The organism is Neobacillus paridis (assembly GCF_016765675.1).
GTDB lineage: Bacteria > Bacillota > Bacilli > Bacillales > Cytobacillaceae > Neobacillus > Neobacillus paridis.
In genome coordinates this window covers 1-771 of record NZ_JAESWB010000383.1, presented here as the reverse complement: position 1 = coordinate 771, position 771 = coordinate 1, and the positions used below count along the sequence as shown (strand labels likewise).

Annotated in this window: 2 protein-coding genes; both read right to left on the bottom strand. The window is 56.6% G+C overall.

Features of this window, described 5'->3' with window-relative positions; translation table 11 throughout:
• Positions 1–354 (bottom strand): TraG/VirB4 family ATPase (locus JK635_RS29290; RefSeq protein WP_235888354.1); only part of this gene is annotated, 354 nt, incomplete at its 3' end.
• On the bottom strand, positions 300–692 hold the full coding sequence (locus tag JK635_RS29285; protein ID WP_498043900.1) for a TraC family protein: 393 nt from the start codon (positions 690–692) through the stop codon (positions 300–302). The genes JK635_RS29285 and JK635_RS29290, both read right to left, overlap by 55 nt.
• Positions 693–771: the final 79 nt, after the last annotated feature.

The following is a 771-nucleotide window of genomic DNA, read 5'->3' as shown; positions in this document are numbered from 1 at the left end:
GTAGCTGCGTCCGGTGTCGATGACCCATATCTTAGCCCCTTCTGCTAGGTAGTCCGTCACCAGTTGCTGCGTGAAAAACGATTTGCCGGCACCGGATTCGGCAAAGACCACGGCATTGAAGTTCGTCTGCGAATCAAACAGGTCGAATAGCACCGGCTGTCCCCGGCGTGACATCAGCATCATCGCGCCGGAAGTGCCGGTACCGGTCCACTCGCCGAATATCGGAAGGAACTGGACCGCATGGCTGATTGCCATGGTGTGGAAGCGGTACAGATTCTTGACGCCTTCACGCGTCGTGTTCAGCGGCAGCAGGTTATAGAAAAGCGGCTCCAGGATGCGCTTGTCTTCCCGCATTTCGNGTAATAAGCCTGCAGGCCGGCTGCGAGCTTGTTCAAGCGCTCTTTCGACTTCGAGAAAAGAAAAACGGTGAAATTGAGCTCGCAAAGGACACCGCCGCGGCCCTCCATCTCATGGACCAGCGTGTCGATGCCTGCTTTTTTGTAACCCAGCACCGGGATCATGTGCGAGGTCGGGCCAAACACTTGGTGATTGATCATCGCTGAACGGCTCTTGACCCATTCCGCCTTGGCGACCTGGTCAGGATAGTGCAGGGTGAGCACCATGTAGTACGGATCAGTGATCTGGTTGCTCAGGCCCTGTGGGTCGCCGATGATGCTGTTCATGACCGCCAGCCGGGTGCGCTTGGGGAAGAACTTGACGCTCAGGGCCTTGCCGAAGAATTCGCTGTCGTGGAAATTGATCGTGGTCTTG